Raw genomic sequence first — 15107 nt, forward strand, 5'->3', positions numbered from 1 at the left:
CAGCAGATTTTGCTTGTAGCTCTTTTTTGTTTGAAGACAATTCCTCTCCCCTGTCCCAATTCTTTTTTGATAATTCTTAACGGGATCGTGCTTTCTGTTTTTTTGATTGCAGCACTCGGTTGTTGTTATTGTTATTGGCAATCCAGGAATGCTTAAATAGTGCTCGTGAAATTCGGCAAAGCTTGGTTTGTCGGGTGTATTGGTATTGAATTTGCGAATCTTTGGCGTTGCCAGCCGTGCGCACTGATGAAATGTTTGCGCACACATTTTTGATGATTCAACGTAAATCCATTCTGTAAATCCTTATCTTTCGGGTCTAAATCAACCTTTATCCAATTATTTTACCATGGTAAGACGTTTGTTTTTATCCCTGGTGGCGATGCTTTTTGCAATAGTAAGCCACGCAGGAACGATTTATTCTCCAAACGGAGATTTTAAACTCAATTTTTCGCTGAATGGGGAAGGCGTTCCGGTTTATGAGCTGGCTTATAAAGGACGGACGCTCATCGGGCGGAGCGAGATGGGTTTCGATATTCATGCTGGTTATAATTTGAAGCAGCACTTCGAGCTGGTTGACGAGCAAGCCGATTCGAAAGATGAGGTTTGGCATCCGGTGATGGGGGAGCAGAAAGACATCCGCAATCGCTACAACGAGTACTTAGTAGCTTTGGAGCAGGACAGCACCGGCTTTCAAATGAATATTCGTTTTCGCTTGTTCGACGATGGCCTGGGATTCCGGTATGAGTTCCCGGTTCAGCCGATTCTTCGTCACTTCATCGTTAAAAAAGAGTACACTGAGTTCAACCTGGGTGAAGACGACAAGGCATTTTGGATGCCGGGCGACTTCGACTCGAACGAGTATCCAACCAATACCTCGAAGCTGTCGGAGATTCGCGGCATGATGGATCAGGCCAAAAAAGAAGGTCTGGCGATTCAGTCGTTTGCTGAGGGGCTGGCCGTGCAAACACCGCTGATGTTGAAATCACCCGAAGGCGTGTATGTGAATATTCACGAAGCAGCGCTGGTGGACTACCCGGCAATGGTGTTGAATGTCGATGACAAGGACTTCATGCTGTCGACCCAGCTGGCCCCCGACTATGAAGGCAACAAGGCCTATGTGCAAACCGGATCGACAACACCCTGGCGTACCATTGTGGCCAGCGACGACGCCCGCGATATCCTGGCTTCAAACTTAATTTTGAATCTGAACGATCCGTGTGCTTACAACGACACTTCGTGGATTAAACCCTGCAAATACCTGGGTGTTTGGTGGGAATATTTCACCGGAGGCGGTTCAACCTGGGCGTACACCGATGAGCTGAATATTCGGATTGGCGAGACCGACTACAGCAAACTGAAGCCAAACGGTCACCACGGCGCCAACACCGACCATGTGAAGGCATACATCGACTTTGCTGCCGCAAACGGATTCGATGCCGTGTTGGTTGAGGGGTGGAACGAAGGCTGGGAAGACAACTGGGCGTACATGAAGGAGCACATCTACAGCTTCACAAAGGCTTACCCGGACTTTGACGTGGAAGAGCTGCACCGTTATGCCGCGTCGAAAGGCGTGAAAATTATTATGCACCACGAGACCACCTCGTCGGTGATTGACTACGAACACCAACTGAAAGATGCTTTTCAGTTTATGGTGGACAATGGTTACTCGGCTGTGAAGACCGGCTACGTTGGGAAGATTATTCCGCGCGGCGAACATCACGACGGGCAGTGGATGGTGAGTCACTATTTGAATGTGGTGAAAACCGCTGCCGATTATCAAGTGATGGTCAACTCGCACGAAGCTGTGCGGCCAACCGGGCTGAACCGGACTTATCCGAACTGGATTGCTCAGGAGTCGGCGCGCGGTACCGAGTTTGAGTCGTTCAACGGCAATAATCCCGACCACACGACCATCTTACCCTTTACCCGTTTGATGGGTGGTCCGATGGATTACACGCCCGGAATTTTCGAAGGCGATTTGTCGGTCTATGGCGATAACAAGGCGAAACTGAAAACTACGCTGACCAAGCAGCTGGCTTTGTACGTGACCATGTACAGTCCGCTGCAAATGGCGGCCGACTTGATTGAAAACTACCAAAAGTACCCCGATGCTTTTCAGTTCATTAAAGACGTGGCCGTTGATTGGGATGAAACGCACATTTTGGAAGCCGAGCCCGGCGATTACCTGACCATTGCCCGCAAAGCAAAAGGGAAAGATGCTTGGTTTGTGGGTGGTATTACCGACGAGAATGCCCGTGAAGCGAAAGTGGATTTCAGCTTCCTGCCCAAAGGCAAAAAGTACAAAGCAACCATTTACGAAGACGGGAAGGATGCCGACTTCCAAACGAATCCGAAAGCGTATAATATTCGTACAATTAGAGTGACCAGTAAAACCATACTAATTGAAAAACTGGCACGAAGTGGTGGCTTTGCCATCAGTATTTTTCCGGCCCAATAAACCGGGCTGATATTAATTCGAAAGAAGGAGGGCTCTATTGGGGGCTCTCCTTTTTTTCACTCCCGGACGTGAATTAATTCGAAGTCATCAGCCCATTCGGAGCCATAGCCCTGCCAGTGCATGGTGTCTTTGGTGAGTGTCACTTTCCACTGGCTATCGTCTTCCGGGCCGGTGTCACTGTCCAGAAAGAGCGTACCTTTCCCGGCATTGAAGCTGTATTTCCCGGTGTTTTTCCCGAAAGGCTGACCACCACTTTCAAAAGTGCTGTCCGGTTTTAGAATAATGTAACGGTCGCCATGCGGATTGTGCTCGGCGGTAACATCCTGCCCGTCCTGGATCACCTGGTGCATCATCCATTTTCCGGAAATATCGTTTCCCGTTTGGCAGGCTGCCAGTAGAAGAAGAGTGAGTACAAAGGGACGTATTTTCATGACTTTCAAATTGGTTGAGGAATTGTTTGCCTGCTTGTACGATGCAATGCTGCGGGAAGTTTTTAAGTGGGAACACAAGAATCAGATTGCTTCCGGAGTTTGTTTTTTCAGCCTGAAGGATTCTTAAGTAATACGCTTGGCGCCCCTTGGTTTTTTAACTCCCCGCAGGCAACGTTTCTTCGTTTTTCCGGTTGAGGTTAATTCCCGGTTCTGTTTTTAAACTGAAAGTAGTTGAAAGGCTATTCCGAAGCAGGTGAATGAGACGGAACAGCGGGATTCCGTGGGTGCTGGCTCTTCACCAATGCCCGCAAACGGTTCACCAATTGTAGCGGGCCAATCGTGAGGTTTTGCGGGCGCTTCACCAATTGCTGCATACGATTCACCTCTGTCTGCAGATGATTCACCAATGCTTGCAAACGATTCACCATTGTCTGCGGGCGGCTCACCAATCCGGTCGGTTCAGGGATCTGTTGTATCGGGCGCTTCACCAATTCTTCCGGCTGTTTCACCACTGTTTGCAAAAGGGTCACCGGTCATTCCGGTCGTGTCACCGGGCCCGGCAAAGCTTTCACCAATGGTTTCGGCGGATAGTTCGGTTTTAAGTGGCGGAAAACCAGTGAGGTAAAAGACTGTTTTGTGTATGTAGAACATAAAAATAAGCCTTGACTTTTTCTCTTGCATGGGTGTAACTTGTATACTCTTTTAGTTAAGTATAATATCAACCCCAAAAACCAAAAATCATGGCCGAGTTAATACGACCCAAGTGGGATATTTCAGTTACCATCCAAAAAGGCAAACAAGCTGTATCGTTAACCACCAGCTACGAAGTGGCGTTGCAGCCGCGATTACAGCCAGACGAGTTGCCCCAGTTTCAAACTAATCTTGACGAACTTGAAAAACGTCGTTCGGGGCAGTCGGAACAACTGACCAATCAAAAGTCGAAAACATTGGGACAAGACGAGGTGATGGCGTCGCTTCATCAAACGGTGATCTCAATCCGCGATCTTGTTAAAAGTGCCCATCCCACAGGGGAAGTGGCGAAAGCCTTTGGTGTAGGCGAAAAGATAACCAAGTCAGTTAGCAGTGTTATTGCGGCATCGAATATGGTTCAAACCGCTTATGCCGAAAATACGGCGTGGAGCAACCAGGCCGGGCTTATTGAAGCCGATATCACAGAGATCACTGAGCTTCAGACCGCCTTAGTTGCTACCGACGATGTTCAGGAAGCATCGAAATTTACCCGTAAAGCAGCCACAATGGATAAAAATACCCTGCAGCGGGCAGTGGAGGACGAAATTACGCGGCTTTCAGCCGTGGGCATCCGGGTGTTTGAAAAAGCCGATCCCGAAATTGCGAAACTCTTTGAAGACTTGATACCGAATTAAGCATCATTTTTGGGTTTAGATTAGTATGTCACTGATTGGCTCCGCTGTTTGGCGAGGCCTTTCTTATTTCAATTCGCGTTGGCGGTAATCCCGTTAAAACAGGTGTAAGCTTGATTGATTTCAATCCTGGGTGAATTAGTTTTACAAAATAGTTACTATCTTCACATTCGGATTCTCCGGATTCCAAAAAGTAATTAACCTTTCCCGTTTGGGAAGCCTTTAAACAAACTAGAAAAATGAAGAGAATTTTCTTATTGATTTTAGCATGTGTGTTTACCATCGGTGCTTTTGCCCAGGAAGCCGATTTAAGCAAGCTTCGGGCTGGCGTTGGCCTGGTTTATGCCTCCGAAATTGAAAATGTTGGTCTTAACCTGAATGGCGTTTATGCCTTTACCGACCAGTGGGAAGGTGAATTCGCCTTTACCCATATTTTCAAAAAGAATTATGTGAGTTTTAATGTCATCGATCTGAATGCACACTACGTTTTTTACCAGCCGGACGATAAAACGAATATTTACGGGTTAGGAGGTTTGGCGATTAACTTTGTGAAACTCGAGGATTTTGGTTTGGGTTTGGTTCCGGACAAGTCTTACACCGATACCCAGCTGGGTTTTAACCTGGGTGTTGGACTGAACTATAAAATAGCAGAACAATTAAACCTGGCGCCGCAAATCCAATACACAATTATGGATGGTTCTTATTTGAGAATCGGCATAAGTGTTCAGTACTTGTTTTAAGCCGGGGATTATTAGCCATGAAAAGATCCGATCCTGTTTAGGGATCGGATCTTTTTTTGCGACATAAAAAAGGGAAGATCCCGAAAGACCTTCCCCCTGTTCGCTACGAACGATATTACACTTTAACTTATTTTACTTCAGCGACACCGGTTTTGGTGCGAACCACTTCCATGATTTTGCCGTTGGCGTCGTATTCCAGCTTATCGACACAAACACTGCGGCGGAACGGTCCTCCGGTTGAGCTACCGGCATTGTGATAGAATAGATAATCCTGTCCTTTAAAGGTCACAATCGCCTGGTGGTTGGTTGGCGAGTTCTGAATGGTATCGTTAATCACGCCCTGGTATTCCCATGGGCCCGTCACGCTTTTCGAGGTCGAGTATTCGGTGGTTGAGGGGTAGTGGGCAGCGTAAGACAAGTAGTAGGTGTCGCCTTTTTTGTGAATCCACGGAGCCTCGAAGAAGTTTGTTGCTTCAACGGTTTCAACCGGTCCATCCGTTTCAATCATGTTATCGTTCAGCTTCACGTATCGGCCTTCGTTCCACGATCCCCAGTACATGTAAACCTGTCCGTCGTCGTCGACATAAACCGCCGGGTCGATATTCAGAACGACTGAATTGGTGGTGGTATCGCAAATAATTGGTTTTCCCGAAGCATCTTTATAAGGTCCCAGCGGGTGATCGGCAACAGCCACGCCAATACCAAAACCTTCGTGGACAATCGTAGTCGTGTCTTTGACGACCATTGGCACATACCACCAGAATTTGCCATGATTTTCAACACAGTGTCCGGCAAAAGCGGCGTGCGATGCCCAGTCAAAATCTTCAACAGTTAATTTTACGCCGTGGTTGGTCCAGTTCACCATATCCGGTGTTGAGAACACATACCATTTTTTCATGACAAAGCCTTCTTCTCCCGGAACCGTCTCATCTGATCCGGTAAAGAGGTAGAGGGTGTCGTTATAGACCAGCACACAGGGATCGGCGGTGAGCGGATCGTCGAATAGCGGGTTGCCGCTGGTTTCAACTTTAGTTGGCTGACAGGCTATCGTAAAAAGGCCCGCAGCAAGGGCAAGTAATACCACAAATTGCTTCATTTTATTTTGATTTGAATAGTTTCCAAGAGTCATTGAATTTTTGGCAGCGCTAAAATTTCAATACGGTAGCGAAAATACGGATTTAAAAGGAGCAGCGGGTGCACAGAATGATCAAAGGAGGTGTATGAAATGGGAAAAATTGCCGGTTGCTATTTTTCACTTTTCAATTGACAATATGTTTTGTTCCTTTACAAAAGCAAGCGAACTACTGCTTGAAATTACTCAATACTCCAATAAAGAATACAGAATGAAAACCTTTTGTTTGACGATTTTACTACTAAGCAGCTTATTTGTTCATGGGCAGCGAACAGAATTAGTACTGAACGAAAACTGGAAGTTTACCAAGGGAAATGTTGCAGGTGCCGAAGGCATTGATTTCAACGACTCGAAATGGGAGACGATAACAGTCCCGCACGATTGGGCGATCTATGGTCCCTTCGATAAGGAGGTGGATAAACAGGAAGTAGCCATCACCCAAAATAATGAACAAGAAGCGACTGAAAAGACCGGCCGTACAGGATCTTTGCCGCATATTGGCGATGGCTGGTACCGTACTAACTTTAATTTACCGGAACTGGAAGACGGAAGTCGGGTGTTGGTAGTTTTTGAAGGTGCTATGAGCGATCCAGAAGTGTTTGTGAACGGCGAAAAAGTCGGTGAGTGGGGCTACGGTTACGCTTATTTTAATTTGGATATTACCGATCAGGTCAAATCGGGAAGTGACAATTTGCTGGCAGTTCATCTTTCACCCAAACCCTTGTCTTCACGCTGGTATCCGGGCGCCGGACTGTTCCGCAAGGTTCGCATAATCGTGCAACCTAAAGAGCACTTCCAGTTGTGGGGCACTTTCGTGACGACCCCTTTTGTGAGCGACAGTTTGGCCCAAATCAATATCAAGACAAAAGTTACAGGGCATAATCTGCGTGTCGAGACTGCCATTAAAGATGCTTCTGGGAAAGTTGTTGCATCAGGTTCTGAACAGACGATTTTTGGTGATGTGTTCGAACAGAATATTGCATTGGATAAGCCACGACTCTGGAGTCCGGAATCACCGACCTTATATTATGCTGAGTCGAAGTTGTACGATGAAGACGGGAAGCTTCAGGATGAGCAGACCATTCGCTTCGGCGTTCGTACCATCAGCTACAAGGCCGGTGAAGGCTTCAAGTTGAATGGTGAAATACGCAAGTTCAAAGGCGTTTGCCTGCACCACGATTTAGGCCCTTTGGGAGCTGCAGTCAATAAAGCTGCTTTGCGTCGTCAGATTCAAATTATGAAAGACATGGGAGCCAATGCCATCCGCAGTGCCCATAACATGCCGTCGATGGAACAGCTGGAGCTTTGCGACGAAATGGGGATGTTATTTTTGGCAGAAAGTTTCGACGAGTGGAAAAAGCCGAAAGTGAAAAACGGCTACAACCGTTTCTTTGATGAATATCACGAAAAAGACATTGTCAACCTGGTTCGCGCAACCCGCAATCACCCTTGTATTGTGATGTGGAGTAGTGGCAACGAGGTTCCCGATCAACATGGAAGTGAGGGTGTGAAACGCGCGAAAGTGTTGCAGGATATTTTCCATCGTGAAGATCCAACCCGTCCGGTTACCGTGGGAATGGACCAGGTGAAAGCGGTGATGGCATCAGGTTTCGGTGCAATTATGGATGTTCCCGGACTGAACTACCGCACACACCTTTACGAAGAAGCTTTTGAGCGTTTCCCGCAAGGACTGCTACTAGGATCTGAGACCACTTCAACCGTCAGTTCCCGTGGTATTTATAAATTCCCGGTAGAAAAAGCTATTGGGAAAATGTACGACGACGGGCAATGTTCATCTTACGACCTCGAATATTGTAACTGGAGCAATCTTCCCGAAGATGATGCAGTACTGCAGGATGATGAAGATTGGGTGATCGGCGAGTTTGTTTGGACGGGTTTCGATTACCTGGGGGAGCCCACTCCTTACGACGAGTATTGGCCGTCGCGCAGCTCGTATTTCGGTATTTGCGATTTAGCCGGTTTGCCGAAAGATCGCTACTACTGGTACAAAAGCAGATGGAATACCAGCGAATCGACTTTGCATATTTTGCCTCACTGGAATTGGAAAGGTATGGAAGGCGATACCATCCCGGTTTTTGTGTACACCAACTACCAGAGTGCCGAGCTGTTTGTTAACGGTAAAAGCATGGGCGTGCGAACAAAGAATAATAACTCGAAACTGGAGCGTTACCGGTTAATGTGGAATGATGTGGTTTATGAGCCGGGAGAATTGAAAGTTGTTGCTTTCGACGAAAAGGGAGAACCTGCCGGGGAGAAAGTGATTCGGACTTCAGGTGAGCCTTATCGCATCGTTCTGGAACCGGACAGATCGACTATTGATGCTGATGGCGACGACATCAGTTTTGTGACCGTGTCAGTAGTCGACAAAAACGGAATTCCCTGTCCAACAGCAACCAACCAGCTAAGCTTTAAGGTTGAAGGTGCCGGAACATATCGGGCAGCCTGCAACGGTGATGCAACTTCCCTGGAGCAATTCCATTTGCCGACCATGAAGCTTTTTAGCGGGAAGCTTGTTGTGTTGGTGGAGAGCACTAAGCAAGCCGGGGATATGACGCTGCAGGTAAAAGGAAAAGGTTTGAAAACCGGAAAAGTTACGATTGAATCAAAATAGAACGACTACGAACTACTCAATAATAAACAATGAACAATAAAATTTCCTTGATGATGATCCTGGCGTTATTCTCTCTATTTGCCGGGGCGCAGGACGAAAAAACAGCCTGGGACAATACGCTGAACAAAGATTGGCCGCAAGGTTTTAGGGAAGTTGGGATCCAATCGTCGGCAGATGAGACCTTGCAGAAAGCTGTTTTCCATGCTTCAGAGGAAGCGGAACCCCAACCCCTGATTGTTTCGCTGCACACCTGGAGTGGCGATTACTTGCAAAAAGATCCGTTGGCCGAAGAAATTTTGCTTTGGGGATGGAACTACATTCACCCCGATTTCCGGGGTTCTAATACAAAGCCGGCGGCTTGCGGCAGTGAGCTGGTCATTCCTGATATTGAAGATGCCATTCAGTATGCAATCGCGAACGGCAATGTGGATACGACCGAAGTTCACATCATCGGTGTTTCGGGCGGTGGCTATGCGACCTTGCTGGCGTTTATGAAACTGGATTATCCGGTGAAGAGTTTTAATGCCTGGGCTTCAATCTCGAACCTTGAAAATTGGTACTGGGAATGCAAAGGGCGCGGATTAAAATATGCTGAACATTTGGAGCAGGTAACAACCAACGGCAATCGGTTTGATGCCGCTGAAGCGCGCAAACGTTCGCCTTTATTCGCCGGTTTTCAGGCTGAAAAACGAACAGGTGCCAGCCTGAACATCTACGCCGGTATTCATGACGGCTACACCGGATCGGTGCCAATTTCACAATCAATAGACATGTACAATAAATTGGTGGATGAGATGTACCCCGGAAATACGGATGAAAAGATCAGCGAGTCGGAGGCTTATTCGTTGCTGACAAAACAAATCAACCCGGATGCTGATGAGAATGCAAAAGTAGGAGGCCGGCAAATTTATTTGTCCCGGGAGCTTCCGAACCTATCGTTCACCCTGTTTGAAGGAACGCATGAAATGCTCGTTCCGCAAGGATTACCATTGATTGACAAGAGCAAAAAGACGACCAGCGAAGCATTTAATGTGATGACACTGGGCGATTCAAACGGCACATTTCCGTATAGCTGGACACAGCAATTGAAGAAGTTGCTTCCTTTGTCAACCTGCGTTAACCGGTCGATAGCCGGCAACACGATTGGCTTCGATAACTTGAATCGGGAAGATTTGAATACGCTCCGTAATATTGACCGTTACCTGGATGAGGCGTATGCGGAATTGGGTGAAGGTGAAAATTTCGACTACCTGTTCATCAACCTTGGAACCAATGACACCAAAAAGGTCTTTGTGAAACGTCAAAAAGAGGTTTACGCCAATTTTGAAAAACTGATCGGAATGATTCGGATTTACATGGCGGAGCATGGTAAATCGGTACCGGTTATTTGCTGGGTGTCGCCTTCGCCGATGGATGGGACGAAAGCGAATCCGGTGAAGTATGAAGGCGGCGATAAGCGCATTCAAATTAATAATAAGAAATTTGAAAAGCTTGCAGCGAAGAAGGGGATTAGCTTCCTGAATACCTACCGGGAGCTGAAGCCAGGATTTGAAAATAAAACCGAGGACGGTGTGCATTTGAAGGCTAAAGGCCAGTTTCAATTGGCTTCCGAAATCGCCGGCTGGATAGATCGACAATAATTGAATATAGGAGGAAGCCCGGCTCAATGGGGGAAGAGCCGGGCTTGTTGAAGATATATTAAATATAGGAGATGGGGGACAGAGCATGGCCCGCCATCGAATCGCTTACTTGATTTATTTTATTGGTCGGCGCGCTATTTCATTGGTTGACTTTAGGATATAAGAAGCCCATTCTTTGCGAAGGTCCTTGGCTTTTTCTTCCGAGCCCATTTTTTCAACCAACGCTTTCCACCATTTAACGCCGTTGGGTGACCAATCCCACTCCAGATCAGCGGTGCCACCTTCCAAAGTCCAAACATACATGATGTCATAGTCGCCGGACATTAACCAGTAAACTTCAGGACCTTTTGTTCCGGATGCCTCACCGGCTTCCATGTAAATTTTCATAATCTCCTGAATGCGACTGTAGGTGCCGGGTTTGAAATCAACCTTGACGATGTTGTGGTAGGTAACGTTTTCGTACTTCAATGCTTGGGGCTCTTCTTGTGCTTGTGCGATGAGGCTAAAAGCGAGGGCCAGAGTAAAAAGAAACAGCGTTTTTTTCATGTGTAGTTATTGATAAGATTATTCACAGGTAATAAAGCTTGCCAAGTATGTTTAGTTGATTTTCGGAGGGGAGAGAATCGTTCTGTTGTTGTAGAACAAGGAGCCAGCTTAAAAGAAGCTTTAATTTACGACAAATATGTCTTAAATCAAATTATAAATCAATACGGTAAATTACGGAATTTTCCATTCAACACGATTCCGGGAATTCCCATCTTGTTGGCGGCTTTTAAAGCATCAGATTCTGTGTGAACAATCGGGTCCCCTTTCTTATTGAATGAGGTGTTGATCAGTGCTTTGATGTCGTATTTCTCGTCCAGCACGGTTAGCAGATCCCAGAGGTATGGATTTTGATCCCGATTGAATAACGTCTGAATTCGTGCCGATCCCTTGCAGTGGACAGCGCCGCTAAGTTCTGTTTGCTTGTCATCGAGAATCTTAAAATCGAGCAGCATGTATTGGCTTAGCGGGTGAATTGTTTTCAACCCGGTGAAATAACGGGCATTTTTTTCGAGCATGACCGGTGCCAGAGGGCGATACCATTCCCGTTCTTTGCATTTCATGCTCAGTCGTTGAGCCAGTAGTTTATTGTTGGCAATCAGTAATAAGCTCCGATTTCCCAAAGCGCGCGGACCTGCTTCTCCAAAGCCATTGCAAAGGCCTACAATTTTATTCTCCGCCAGGGCCTGAGCTGCTTTGTTAATGTCTTTGGGATCCGTATCGACCAGACAATCTTCTTCGTCGAGTCGCCAATTGTTTAAATAGGGGCTGTGTGACTTTAACCGGCCGTGTTTTTGCCATTCCAAAAAAGCAGCCGCCCCCAGCGCTAAGCCAGAGTCTTCGCAGCAGGGGGGGATAAATACCTGGTCAAAAATATTTGCATTAATGATGCGGGTGTTGGCGACAATATTCAGTGCACAGCCGCCGCTGTAGTACAGGTTTTTGGTGAGTGTCTCCGCTTGAAGACGTTTGAAAATCAAGACCGTTTCCCGGACAAATAGTTCGTGGAGCGTGGCCATGCAATCCTGAACAAAAGGATGACGCTGGTCGTAGGATCGTAGGTCAATATTCCAGTCTTTCTTTACCTGCCGGAAAAAGTGGGACTTCTTCCCCCAAATTGTTTCAAAAAAGGCATGTTCACGCAACCAGGTTTCCAGTTCGTAACGATAACTGCCGTGTCCGGCCAGCCCCATGAATTTTCCGGGGACACTGTTTTGCTCGCTTGGTTTTGCCCCGATGACGGAGAATACCAATGCATTGGCGTTAAAAATGGATGTGAGGTACTTGTAGTCCCAGTGCGCTGATATTTTGGATAACCGGTTGTTTTTAACTTGCCAGGCGGAAAAGTTACTTTGGCTGGCACCACCATCGAAATGGACGAGCAGGCTGTTGGGTTTAAAATTGCCAAAGAAAGGCAGGCAGGTAAAAATATGGGCCAGTTCGTGATTGAGCACCCAGGCCGCTTTTTGCCGGCCGTACCACCAGCAATTACCTTCTTCCTTACCGGCCGTTAAAATACGGTTTAAAGGCGCTTCAAAACGGACATTTCCTTGTTTGTTGATGAATGACCGGCCAACGACATTATCGACAAAGATAAGGTCGAAATCCTCGCTCAGCAGCTTTTTCTCCTTTATCAAATCAGTTAGCTTCAGGTACAGTTTATTGTCCCGCTTATGCCGGCTAATGCGTTCCAATTGCAGGAAATCACGCACCTGTCCATCTTGCATGATGCATAAATTGTGATCGTGAACGTAAAAAGGGTGTTCGTACTCGTCCCGATCCTGAATTCCGTAAACTGCTAATGTGGGTTTTATTTCATCCATTCGTCTATACAAACTGCATGTAAATAACCATGGCAATCAAGATATAAACGAATAAATTTCCCCAGAATTGCATGCGCATAAAAATGAGGTAGTTTGAAAACAAAAATGTAAGCGGAATGGCCATAATGACCAGTATTTCCTGGGAGACAGCCGGTACAAGCAGCAGTATGATTCCTGCGAAAAGAAAAATCAAAAAGAAGATTTGGAAATATTTTCGGGAACTAACTTTTTTCTCATCGATCTGTGCAAGCAGGAAAAAACTACCCAAAAGCGTTAAAAAGACTAACAAACCCAAATAAACCTGGAAGTTGATATTGCCTTGCAGAAATTGATTCGATGTCAGAAAATTCTGTTGGATTGTGTGCCCTAATTCCGGAAGTGTGTCAGTCATGAAATAATAGGAAAAACCGTATAACCACGGAATGCAAATACCGATCAACGGGAGTACAAAATTCCGCCATTCCGGATTTTTACGAATTAAGATAAAACCGATCCAGACAATCGGGAAGAAGAAAATCAGGTGGAAATAGAAGAGCGATCCCAGCCCGATGAAAAAGCCCGAATCAAAGGCATTTGAGTTGGCTTTTTTATTCTCGTAAGCACCAAAAATCCGGTTGATCGCAAGCAGTAAAAACAGTGCTCCAAAATAAACAGGATGAAGGCTGTGCATGGTAACCAACCCGCTGACAATTAGAATAAAAATATTGGAAGGCAAAAAAGTCCTGATTCGGATAAACGAGTAGGCCGTGTTGAGCCGCAGGATGATAAATGCCAATGCCAGCGTCAGGGCGATTGTCAGCAGATTCCCTGCCAGAGGTGATTGCTGGGCCAGTTGTGCAAACGGACGAAAAAACAGCATTTGGTTTTCACCTTCAAAAAAGGGGAAGCTTTCCGGTTGTAAATAAGCACGAAACCACAAGATCAATACGACCAGCGGGATCGTAAAGAAATGATAGGCCTGGTTACTTTTAATATACCGTAATATCATGCTGTTGTGTTCAATGCGCTTCCACCGGAGCGGGAAAGTGGGTTCTTATAAATCGAACCCTAAATCTTTCCGGTAGTATTTTCCTTCGAAGTTAATTTTTTCAGCGTTAGCGTACGACTGAGCCAACGCTTCGTTCATGTCTTTTCCATAGGAGCTGATGGCAATGACGCGTCCACCGTCAGTCACAACTTCGTCGCCTTTTTGCTTGGTTCCGGCGTGAAAGAGGATGCTGTTCACCGTATCGGTAAATCCACTCATTGGGATTCCTTTGGTATAGTCGCCGGGATATCCGCCCGAAACCAACATTACCGCAGCAGCGGCTCGTTCGTCAATTTCAATTTGTTGCTGTCCCATGGTTCCCTCGGCAGCCGCCAGCAGCAAATCAACAAAGTCTGATTTAATGCGCAGCATCACTGCTTCGGTTTCGGGGTCGCCCATGCGGACGTTGTATTCAATCACCATTGGTTCGCCGTCAACACTGATCAGTCCGAAGAAGATGAATCCGTTGTAGGGGATATGATCTTTTTTCAAACCTTCAACAGTTGGCTTCACAATACGTGTTTCAATTTTTTCCATGAATGCCTGATCGGCAAACGGAACGGGGCTGATAGCTCCCATACCGCCGGTATTCAGTCCTGTATCGCCTTCGCCAATTCGTTTGTAGTCTTTTGCTTCAGGCAGAATTTGGTAGTCTTTTCCATCGGTAATGGCGAAAACGGAAAGCTCAATACCCGCCAGAAATTCTTCGATCACCACTTTGCTGCTGGCAGCGCCGAATTGGCCGTCGAGCATTTCTTTGAGCGAGGCTTGTGCTTCGGCTAAATCGGCAATAATCAACACGCCTTTTCCGGCAGCTAAACCGTCAGCTTTCAGTACGTAAGGCGCTTTCATCGTTTCCAAAAAGGCAATGCCTTCCGGCAAATTACCGGTGGTCACCGTCAGGTATTTGGCTGTTGGAATATCGTGGCGTTGCATGAACGCTTTGGCGTAGTCTTTACTACCCTCGAGCTTTGCGCCTTCTTGTTGCGGGCCAACAACTTTAACGTTTTTCAGTTCGGCATCAGCCAGCATGAAATCGTGCAATCCTTCAACCAAAGGAACTTCCGGCCCAATTACGACCAAGTCAATTTTCTTTTCAAGAATGACTTTTTTAAGCCCTTCGAAGTCGCTAACGCCAACCGGTATGTTTTCACCCAGCTCAGCAGTTCCGGCATTTCCCGGTGCAATAAACAATTGGTTTACTTTTTCAGATTGTTTGATCTTCCAGCTCATCGCGTGTTCTCTACCGCCTGAACCTACAACAAGAATATTCAACATGATATCTTCGTTTTTTTACTA

The 15107-nt window shown here is 46.5% G+C and carries 13 protein-coding genes; 5 read left to right on the top strand and 8 right to left on the bottom strand.

What is annotated here, in order from left to right:
* Window positions 1-346: 346 nt before the first annotated feature.
* Window positions 347-2458 (top strand): glycoside hydrolase family 97 protein, encoded by a 2112-nt coding sequence (locus GJV22_RS15495; protein WP_163715781.1) that lies wholly within the window; start codon window positions 347-349, stop codon window positions 2456-2458.
* A 56-nt stretch (window positions 2459-2514) separates the two neighbouring features.
* Here GJV22_RS15495 and GJV22_RS15500 read toward each other — a convergent pair whose 3' ends face one another.
* The 3 genes from GJV22_RS15500 to GJV22_RS15510 all read right to left on the bottom strand — a co-directional run bounded on the left by GJV22_RS15500 (window position 2515) and on the right by GJV22_RS15510 (window position 3540).
* Window positions 2515-2889, bottom strand: coding sequence for a lipocalin-like domain-containing protein (locus tag GJV22_RS15500; RefSeq protein ID WP_163715784.1), 375 nt, complete (start codon window positions 2887-2889; stop codon window positions 2515-2517).
* A gap of 239 nt (window positions 2890-3128) precedes the next feature.
* A complete protein-coding gene (locus GJV22_RS15505; protein ID WP_163715787.1) occupies window positions 3129-3377 on the bottom strand; it encodes a hypothetical protein in 249 nt (82 codons plus the stop codon).
* Window positions 3349-3540 carry a hypothetical protein gene (locus GJV22_RS15510; protein WP_163715790.1) on the bottom strand — a complete coding sequence of 64 codons (192 nt, stop codon included), beginning with the start codon at window positions 3538-3540 and terminating at the stop codon, window positions 3349-3351. Before GJV22_RS15510 ends, GJV22_RS15505 begins: the two co-directional genes overlap by 29 nt.
* Before the next feature lie 89 nt (window positions 3541-3629).
* On the opposite strand from GJV22_RS15510, the gene GJV22_RS15515 reads away from it, so the two are divergent.
* Both GJV22_RS15515 and GJV22_RS15520 read left to right on the top strand, forming a co-directional pair.
* Window positions 3630-4274, top strand: coding sequence for a hypothetical protein (locus tag GJV22_RS15515; RefSeq protein WP_163715793.1), 645 nt, complete (start codon window positions 3630-3632; stop codon window positions 4272-4274).
* Between the two features lie 236 nt (window positions 4275-4510).
* The gene (locus tag GJV22_RS15520) at window positions 4511-5011 is read left to right on the top strand and encodes an outer membrane beta-barrel protein (RefSeq protein ID WP_163715796.1); all 501 of its coding nucleotides are present in this window, start codon (window positions 4511-4513) and stop codon (window positions 5009-5011) included.
* A gap of 127 nt (window positions 5012-5138) precedes the next feature.
* Here GJV22_RS15520 and GJV22_RS15525 read toward each other — a convergent pair whose 3' ends face one another.
* The gene (locus GJV22_RS15525) at window positions 5139-6107 is read right to left on the bottom strand and encodes a glycoside hydrolase family 43 protein (RefSeq protein ID WP_163715799.1); all 969 of its coding nucleotides are present in this window, start codon (window positions 6105-6107) and stop codon (window positions 5139-5141) included.
* A 124-nt stretch (window positions 6108-6231) separates the two neighbouring features.
* Between GJV22_RS15525 and GJV22_RS15530 the strand changes: the two genes are divergently transcribed.
* A complete protein-coding gene (locus GJV22_RS15530; RefSeq protein WP_205461904.1) occupies window positions 6232-8775 on the top strand; it encodes a DUF4982 domain-containing protein in 2544 nt (847 codons plus the stop codon).
* A gap of 29 nt (window positions 8776-8804) precedes the next feature.
* Window positions 8805-10415: an SGNH/GDSL hydrolase family protein gene (locus tag GJV22_RS15535; RefSeq protein WP_163715802.1), complete on the top strand. Its 1611-nt coding sequence runs from the start codon at window positions 8805-8807 to the stop codon at window positions 10413-10415.
* Between the two features lie 114 nt (window positions 10416-10529).
* Here GJV22_RS15535 and GJV22_RS15540 read toward each other — a convergent pair whose 3' ends face one another.
* The 4 genes from GJV22_RS15540 to purD all read right to left on the bottom strand — a co-directional run bounded on the left by GJV22_RS15540 (window position 10530) and on the right by purD (window position 15086).
* Window positions 10530-10961 (bottom strand): hypothetical protein, encoded by a 432-nt coding sequence (locus GJV22_RS15540; protein ID WP_163715805.1) that lies wholly within the window; start codon window positions 10959-10961, stop codon window positions 10530-10532.
* A gap of 158 nt (window positions 10962-11119) precedes the next feature.
* On the bottom strand, window positions 11120-12781 hold the full coding sequence (locus GJV22_RS15545; RefSeq protein WP_163715808.1) for a carbamoyltransferase C-terminal domain-containing protein: 1662 nt from the start codon (window positions 12779-12781) through the stop codon (window positions 11120-11122).
* Between the two features lie 4 nt (window positions 12782-12785).
* Entirely contained in the window at window positions 12786-13769 is a 984-nt protein-coding gene (locus tag GJV22_RS15550; protein ID WP_163715811.1) for a DUF6427 family protein, read from the bottom strand.
* A gap of 45 nt (window positions 13770-13814) precedes the next feature.
* Entirely contained in the window at window positions 13815-15086 is a 1272-nt protein-coding gene (gene purD, locus GJV22_RS15555) for a phosphoribosylamine--glycine ligase (RefSeq protein ID WP_238480346.1), read from the bottom strand.
* Window positions 15087-15107 lie beyond the last annotated feature (21 nt).

Origin of the sequence: Mangrovibacterium lignilyticum (assembly GCF_010882175.1) — a bacterium.
In the GTDB taxonomy this organism is placed as follows: domain Bacteria; phylum Bacteroidota; class Bacteroidia; order Bacteroidales; family Prolixibacteraceae; genus Mangrovibacterium; species Mangrovibacterium lignilyticum.